Annotated in this window: 6 protein-coding genes and 1 tRNA gene; 5 read left to right on the plus strand and 2 right to left on the minus strand. The window is 67.3% G+C overall.

Annotated elements, in window-relative coordinates; translation table 11 throughout:
* The first annotated feature begins 24 nt into the window (after nucleotides 1-24).
* Nucleotides 25-2,781, plus strand: coding sequence for a helicase C-terminal domain-containing protein (locus tag RIC54_RS03005; protein WP_350098090.1), 2,757 nt, complete (start codon nucleotides 25-27; stop codon nucleotides 2,779-2,781).
* Complete coding sequence (locus RIC54_RS03010; protein WP_350098089.1) at nucleotides 2,774-3,241, plus strand: GNAT family N-acetyltransferase; 468 nt, start codon at nucleotides 2,774-2,776, stop codon at nucleotides 3,239-3,241. The genes RIC54_RS03005 and RIC54_RS03010 overlap by 8 nt, the downstream gene beginning before the upstream one ends.
* Here the strand turns inward: RIC54_RS03010 and RIC54_RS03015 are convergent.
* Entirely contained in the window at nucleotides 3,222-4,277 is a 1,056-nt protein-coding gene (locus RIC54_RS03015; protein ID WP_350098088.1) for a COX15/CtaA family protein, read from the minus strand. The two genes, RIC54_RS03010 and RIC54_RS03015, sit on opposite strands and share 20 nt — an antisense overlap.
* Before the next feature lie 175 nt (nucleotides 4,278-4,452).
* Here RIC54_RS03015 and RIC54_RS03020 point away from each other — a divergent pair.
* A tRNA-Ser gene (locus tag RIC54_RS03020) sits at nucleotides 4,453-4,542 on the plus strand.
* A gap of 63 nt (nucleotides 4,543-4,605) precedes the next feature.
* Nucleotides 4,606-6,264: a DUF6538 domain-containing protein gene (locus RIC54_RS03025; protein ID WP_350098087.1), complete on the plus strand. Its 1,659-nt coding sequence runs from the start codon at nucleotides 4,606-4,608 to the stop codon at nucleotides 6,262-6,264.
* A 36-nt stretch (nucleotides 6,265-6,300) separates the two neighbouring features.
* On the opposite strand, the gene RIC54_RS03030 is transcribed toward RIC54_RS03025, so the two are convergent.
* Nucleotides 6,301-6,954 carry a helix-turn-helix domain-containing protein gene (locus RIC54_RS03030; protein WP_350098086.1) on the minus strand — a complete coding sequence of 218 codons (654 nt, stop codon included), beginning with the start codon at nucleotides 6,952-6,954 and terminating at the stop codon, nucleotides 6,301-6,303.
* 92 nt (nucleotides 6,955-7,046) lie between these two features.
* Here RIC54_RS03030 and RIC54_RS03035 point away from each other — a divergent pair, with 92 nt between their 5' ends.
* Nucleotides 7,047-7,322 (plus strand): helix-turn-helix domain-containing protein, encoded by a 276-nt coding sequence (locus tag RIC54_RS03035; RefSeq protein WP_350150533.1) that lies wholly within the window; start codon nucleotides 7,047-7,049, stop codon nucleotides 7,320-7,322.
* The last annotated feature ends 78 nt before the right edge of the window (nucleotides 7,323-7,400 follow it).

Below are 7,400 nucleotides of genomic sequence, written 5' to 3' on the forward strand. Positions count from 1 at the left end.
GGACTCCACTGCTACACCGCAAACATGCGCTCCTCAATCGCCTCTGTCCTCGCCGGGCTGCCGGCCTTGCACGCCACCCCGGTCGGGGCGGCGTGGCGGCACGGCGACGGAAAGGTCGAACGGGTGGCTTCCGGCCGGGCGGCGGTGTGGGCGCACGACGCGCCGCCGGTGGTCTGTCACGCGCGCTCGGTCGCCCGTCGGCTGGGTGTCGATTCGATCGAGGCAATGGATGTCCTGGAGCTGTTCGCCTTCGTGCGGCCGGCGACGTTCTGCCTGCCGACGCCGCGCGGTCTGGCCGAGGCGGTCGGTCTGCCCCCGCCGGGCTGCCTGGAGGCGGCCCCGGACACGCTTCTCCAGGTGGCCGACGCGCTGCTGGCGGAACTGCCGGAGCGCGAGGCATTGGGACAGCGCGACCGCTGGGCCCGGCCGATTGCCCGGGCCATGCACGACGGCGGCTGGCCCTGGGGCCGGCTGGTGCTGAGCGTGCTGGGGGAGCCCGATCCCGGTCCGCCGGCGCCGATCCGGCCGTCCGGACTGGAGGTCTGGCGCGACCTGGCGGAATGGTCGGAGCACGCGCCGCCGCCGCCGGCCGGGCACGAGCCGGTGAGCGAGGACGAGGCACGCCGCCGCCTGTCGGAGATCCTGGGAACCGGCTCCGAGGCACGGCCGTCCCAGGCCGACTACGCCGCCGCCGTCGCCGCCGCGTTCCGGCCGCGTGAGCGCGAGGACGAGCCGACGGTGGTGCTCGCGGAGGCCGGCACCGGTGTCGGCAAGACCATCGGCTACCTGGCGCCCGCCTCGGTGTGGGCCGAGAAGAACGAGGGAGCGGTGTGGATCTCCACCTACACCCGCAACCTGCAGCACCAGATCGATGGCGAGCTCGACCGGCTGTACCCGGACCCGGTGGCGAAGGCCCTCAAGGTCGTGGTCCGCAAGGGGCGCGAGAACTACCTGTGCCTGCTGAACCTGGAGGAGGCGAGCCGTACCCTGCCGATGCAGCCGCAGCACGCCACCGCGCTCGGCCTGATGGCACGCTGGGCACGGGCGACCCGCGATGGCGACCTGCAGGGCGGCGACTTCCCGGCGTGGCTGAGCGACCTGCTGGGGCGCGGCCGGACCCTGGGCCTGGCCGACCGCCGCGGCGAGTGCGTCTACGCAGCCTGCCCGCACTACCACAAGTGCTTCATCGAGCGGTCGGTGCGCCGCGCCCGGCGGGCGCGAGTCGTGGTGGCGAACCACGCGCTGGTGATGATCCAGGCGGCGATGGGCGGGGTCGACGACGGCAACGTGCCGGCGCGCTACGTGTTCGACGAGGGCCATCACGTCTTCGACGCCGCCGACGGGGCGTTCTCGGCCAACCTGTCGGCGCTGGAGACGGTCGAGTTGCGGCGCTGGCTGCTCGGCGGCGAGGGGCGGCGGGCCGGCCGCACCCGCGGTCTGCGGCGGCGGGTCGAGGAGCTGGTGTTCGACCGCCCGGCGGCGCTGGAAATGGTCGATGCCATCGAGGAGGCGGCCCGCGCCCTGCCGGGCGACGGCTGGGTCAACCGGCTGGCCGACGAGCAGCCGAAGGGTGCGGCCGAAGCGTTCCTGATGGTGGTGCGCCGGCAGATCTACGCCCGCGTCAGCGACCCGAAGAGCCCGTATGGCCTGGAATGCGAGGCCAAGCCGCCGGTCGACGGGCTGATCGAGGTGGCCGACGCGCTCGACCGGGCCCTGAAGCGGCTGGTCGGGCCGATGCTGGCCCTGCGCGGGGAGTTGCTGGCCAAGCTCGACGCCGAGGCCGAGGACCTCGATACCGGGACCCGGCTGCGGATCGAGGCGGTGGCGCGGTCGCTGACCCGGCGCGGCGAGGCGATGGTCGAGGGCTGGCGCGCCATGCTGCGCAGCCTGAGCGACGCGACGCCCGTGGAATACGTCGACTGGATGGCGATCGACCGGGTCGAGGGGCGCGACCTGGACGTCGGCCTGCACCGCCACTGGATCGACCCGACGGTGCCGTTCGCCGCCACCGTCGGCAAGGCCGCCCACGGCCTGGTGGTCACCTCGGCCACCTTGCGCGACGGCTCCGGCGACGAGGTCGCGGACTGGGCGGCGGCCGAGAACCGGACCGGCGCGGCGCACCTGCCGCTGCCGGCGATCCGCTCCGCGGTGGCCTCGCCGTTCGATTACCCGGCGCACACCCGCGTGTTCATCGTGGGGGACGTGCGCAAGGACGACCTGGACCAGGTGGCGGCGGCCTACCGCTCGCTGTTCCTGGCATCCGGCGGCGGGGCGCTCGGCCTGTTCACCGCGATCACCCGGCTGCGCGCGGTGCACCAGCGCATCGCCGGTGCCCTGGATGCCGCCGGCCTGCCGCTGTACGCCCAGCACGTCGACGGCATGAACCTCACCACCCTGGTCGACATCTTCCGGGCCGAGGAGGAGGCCTGCCTGCTGGGCACCGACGCGGTGCGCGACGGCGTCGACGTTCCCGGCCGGTCGCTGCGGCTGATCGTGTTCGACCGGGTGCCGTGGCCGCGCCCGGACATCCTGTACCGCGCCCGGCGCGCGGCGTTCGGCGGCAACGTCTACACCGACATGCTGACCCGCCTGCGGCTCAAGCAGGCGTTCGGCCGGCTGGTGCGCCGGGCCGACGACCAGGGGGTGTTCGTGCTGCTGGACCCGATGATGCCGAGCCGCCTGCTCGGCGCGTTCCCCGAGGGCGTCGTCGTCAAGCGCTGCGGCCTGGCCGAGGCGGTGGACGAAACCCGGGCCTTCCTGAGGACATCGGGCGATGGCTGAGACCCGCATCCGCCCGGCCCGGCCCGAGGAGGCCGCCGCCCTGACCGCCCTGGCGGTGCGTGCCAAGGGCCACTGGCCGTACGACGAGGCCCTGATGGCGGTGTTCCGCCGCACCATCGTCATCACCGCCGGGGACATCGCCGCGCACTGCGTGCTGGTGCACGAGACCGGCGGAGTGGCGGACGGGGTTGCGGTGCTGATCGCCCGTGGCGGGGACGCGGAACTCGACCACCTGTGGGTCGATCCGCCGGCCATCGGCCGCGGGGTGGGAAAGCGGCTGTTCCTGGCGGTGGCGGAGCGGGCGCGTCGGGCCGGGGCGGCCCGCATCGTGCTCAACTCCGATCCCTATGCCGAGGCGTTCTATCTGAGGCTCGGGGCGGTCCGGATCGGCGACCATCCGGTTGCCGAGATCCCCGGCCGCGTCCTGCCGCGCATGGCGTTCAGCCTCGGCGCAGGCTGAACCGCGTCCACACCGCGCCGGTGAACAGGACCACCGCCCCCGCCTGGTGCAGCGCGCCCAGCCAGACCGGCACCACCAGCAGCAGGGTGGCGATGCCGAGGGCGACCTGCACCACGATCGCCACGGTCACCAGGCGCAGCGGCGGGCGGGCGGCCTGCGGCGCGCGGCGCATCGCCCAGTGGGTGAAGGCGAGCGTGACGACCGCCGTTGCCACCGCCAGCCAGCGGTGGTTGAACTGCACCGCCGGCACCCACTCGAACAGGCTGGCGATGCCCAGCTCGTCGGACCAGTAGCCGTCCGGCACCAGGCGGCCGTCCATCAGCGGGAAGGTGTTGTAGGCGTAGCCGGCGTCGGTTCCGGCCACGAACGCGCCGGCGACCACGGTCAGCGCGATCAGCCCCAGCACCAGGGTCGCGCCGCGCCGCGCCGCCTCGGGAACCGGCTCGGCGGCGCCGCGCTCCAGCAGTTCCAGTGCGGCCCAGACCAGCAGGCCGAGGATCAGGAACGCCATCGACAGGTGCACCGCCAGCCGGTACGGGCTGACCCGCGGCTCGTCGGCCAGGCCGGAGGTCACCATCCACCACCCGATGCCGCCCTGGATCGCCCCGAGCACGAACAGCGTGGCCAGCCGCGGCGCCATCGACCGCTCGATCCGGCCGGTCGCCAGGAACGCCAGGAACGGCAGCGCGAACACCACGCCGATCAGCCGGCCCCACACCCGGTGCAGGTATTCCCAGAAGAAGATGGTCTTGAAGTCGGCGAGGCCCATCCACGAATTGTGCAGCCGGTACTCCGGCGTCAGCTTGTACAGGCCGAACACCCGCTGCCACTCGGTCTCCGACAGCGGCGGGATCCAGCCCATCATCGGCTGCCACTCGACCATCGACAGGCCGCTCTCGGTCAGTCGGGTGATGCCGCCGATCACGATCATGGCCGCCACCATGGCGGCGGTCGCCAGCAGCCAGGCGGCGACCCACGGCCGGGCGCGCAGTGCCTTGCCGACCAGCGGGTCGAGCGTGCGGGAGGGTGTCGTCATCACGGCGCTACATGGCGCAGCCGCCCGGTCGGGTCAATCGAGGGGGCGCCGGCAAGGCTGCGGCGGATCGTCCTTCGCCGCCCGGCCGGGCGGAAACCGCGGAGCCGCCCGCATCGGCGCTTGCATCGCGATCCGGCTTTGACTAGGTTCCCGGCTCCCTCGACCGGGAGCTTGTGGAGAGGTGCCAGAGTGGTCGATTGGGACGGTCTCGAAAACCGTTGTGCGCGTGAGCGTACCGTGGGTTCGAATCCCACCCTCTCCGCCACTGCTTTACTAGCCCGTTGAAACTCATAAACCCCTGCTGCTCAAGGGGATATGGGATTGCCGGGTGATACAAGCAGGTGATACAAACCGCTTAGATATGAGCGGCCTATCCAAGCATCCCAAGACAGGCGTTTATCGCTACCGCAGAGCGGTTCCAGGCGACCTTCGCCTGATGCTCGGTCGTCGTGAGATCATCAAATCGCTCGATACCAAAGATCGGAACCTTGCAAAGCTCCGAAGCCATCAGGTTGGTGCCTTCGTCGCGGAAATGCTTCTCGCTGCGAGCGAGCATCCCAACAACGAGCACCTCAAAAGCCTTCTCGACAGATTCGCTCGTACACCGTTCGATGACTGGGATGCCGAGACTTTCGACAGGTGGCTCGGTCGGGCAATTGGGCGTGACGGGTTCGACGACTATGAGATCAACCGATATGTCAGAAAATGGTTTGACTGGCTTATCGAGTCCGGTCGAGTCGATGTCGAGTGCGTCGAAACTGAGCCTGGAATTCTCTTCGGGCCACTGACCGACCGTCGTGCTGAGGTGCTATTCGAGGAGTATATCGAGACGACAGGGTTGAGCGGTCCCTTGGAACGCGACGCTTCGGCAATGAAGCGATTCAAAGCAGCGTGTCTCCACGTCCTGGACGACCATTCCGAACCGGTGCGGCGAAGCGACCGGCGACCTCAGATTGCGACTGGGTCGACTCGTCCGAAAGGGCGGTCGGACCCGGTGCCCCTTTCCAAGGGGATGACTCTCTACAAAGAAGCGGTGGGCGTGCGTCGCAGCACTGGACTGGACTGGGACACTGCTATTGGTCGGCTGATTGCTTTCATGGAGGAGGACTGCGACGTCCGTCACGTGACGCCCGATCATATGTTTGATTTCCGGGACCGGTTGCTGACCTACCCGTCGCGTCCACGAAAAGAGCATCGGGACCTGTCGTTTGGCGAGTTGTGCGAGCTGAGTGTGCACCAGCCGACCATCGAGACCCTTCGGCCTCAAACGGTGAACAAGAACCTCGCTGGTATTTCGGCGATGTTCGAATGGCTGAAGAGGAACCGTTATATGACGCATAACCCGGCCGAGGGTGTGAAGGCTGAAGGCAAAAAAAACCTCAACCGGAGCCGGTTGCCGTTCGATGCCGACGACGTCCGCATGATCTTCGGTTCAGGCTATCCAGCACGATCAGCCAACGCGGACTACTGGCTTCCAATCTTGGCGTACTTCACTGGGTGCCGACAGGAGGAGCTTGCTCAGCTCACAGTTGGAGCCGTGAAGAAGCACGAGGGCGTCGCATATCTTGATATTGAAGGCAACGTTAAGAATGTTTCGTCGGTCAGGCCGGTCCCCGTGCATTCGAGATTGGTTGATCTTGGATTTCTCGATCATGTTCAATCGAGGGGACAACCGGATCGGTTACTGTTTGACCGGTTGGTCTTGAACAAGAAGGGTCGGCTTTCGGACCAGTTTCAGAAGCGATTTCATCGGTCCCTCCGTGATCGCGGCATTGTCGATTCCCGGAAGGTATTTCACAGCTTTCGGCATCTTTTCGTCGATTTCATGCGAGACAGCGGCATTCCTATTCAGGTTCAAAATGCACTCACCGGGCATTCCGGCGGCGGTAGCAATCGGACGTACGGTAACGGTTTCAGCATTCCTCACTTGGCACACCAGATGGATTCAATCCGGTTCTGGCATTTGCCATTCGAACCTCAGCAGTGAACTTTCGTGGCCGCCGTTGGGATCGATTTCAACCGTTCACGGGCTTTCTAAGGCGAAGACTACCCGGCCGATGACGGCCTCGGTTTGTCGCCCAAAGACCTTCGCGGACACGGCCAGTGACCCCCGTTCCCGCACGACGAGCCTCCCGGCAGGAAGCTCTCCTCGCATCGACGTGTCGAACAGCACCAGGGTTCCCTTCTTGAGCCCGTTGCTCATGCGTTCGTCGATCACCGTCGTGGTGGCAAGTTCGGCGTCTTCCCGACCCAAAATGGCATAGTCGACGTTGTAGGCGACAAGCCGTGACGGATCGACGGTGAGGACGCTGTCGGCGTTCTTCGGGTCGTAATTGTCCGGGTTGAACGGGTCGATATGAGGGATTTTCACCAGCCTCCGGCTGCGGATGCGGAATCGACGACCCTTGATCGGGATCGCTGGTTTGTCGAACAGCGTCGGAGCTTCCGCCCGCACCTGTCGACCGTCGTCGGTGCGAACCGCAATGCCGGTCAGCAGCCAATTGATGTCCACATTCTCCCGTGCATAGGCCTCCAGGATTCTGGCTCCTGGCAGTGACAACCCACGCTCGCCGTCCTGAAGCGTGCGGTACTTGATTCCGAGACGTTCAGCGAGATCGGCCTGGGTAAGACCCAGTCTGTGTCTCGCTTCCCGCAACCGCTCAGCCAGGCCCTGCATGCGGACACACTCCGCCCAGCCCAACAGACTGGACAAAATACACTTTATCGTGTATAAGTACGGATGTTCGTCACTGAGGGGATCATGCACGAATGTCCGTTCTTGATCAAGAACCAAATGATCCCGCTTGGGACGCCATCCGCATCAAGGGCGAGTTGCAGAGGCGAGGGCTGTCGCTGGCCGAAGTGTCGCGTCGGCACGGCTATCACCCGAATTCGGCCGCCCGTGCCCTTCGTGTCGCGTGGCCGGAGATGGAACGCCTCATCGCCGACGCCCTCGACGTGAAGCCGGAGACCCTTTGGCCTGACCGGTACGTCGACGGCGTGCCGAGGAAGTATCTCCCCCGCCGCAAGCTCAACGGAGGCTGACATCGTCACTCGTCCTTTCTCCCGCGTGTCCGACTTCATCGTCCGGCACGCGGTCGGTTTCCTGTTGCTCGGTGCCGG

The organism is Thalassobaculum sp., from assembly GCF_040219215.1.
Lineage (GTDB): Bacteria > Pseudomonadota > Alphaproteobacteria > Thalassobaculales > Thalassobaculaceae > Thalassobaculum_A.

Bases quoted from the DNA above. Each gene is read 5' to 3' on its own strand.
- RIC54_RS03005 (WP_350098090.1), top strand. From the start codon at position 25: ATGCGCTCCTCAATCGCCTCTGTCCTCGCCGGGCTGCCGGCCTTGCAC.
- RIC54_RS03010 (WP_350098089.1), top strand. From the start codon at position 2,774: ATGGCTGAGACCCGCATCCGCCCGGCCCGGCCCGAGGAGGCCGCCGCC.
- RIC54_RS03015 (WP_350098088.1), bottom strand. From the start codon at position 4,277: ATGACGACACCCTCCCGCACGCTCGACCCGCTGGTCGGCAAGGCACTG.
- RIC54_RS03030 (WP_350098086.1), bottom strand. From the start codon at position 6,954: ATGCAGGGCCTGGCTGAGCGGTTGCGGGAAGCGAGACACAGACTGGGT.
- RIC54_RS03035 (WP_350150533.1), top strand. From the start codon at position 7,047: ATGTCCGTTCTTGATCAAGAACCAAATGATCCCGCTTGGGACGCCATC.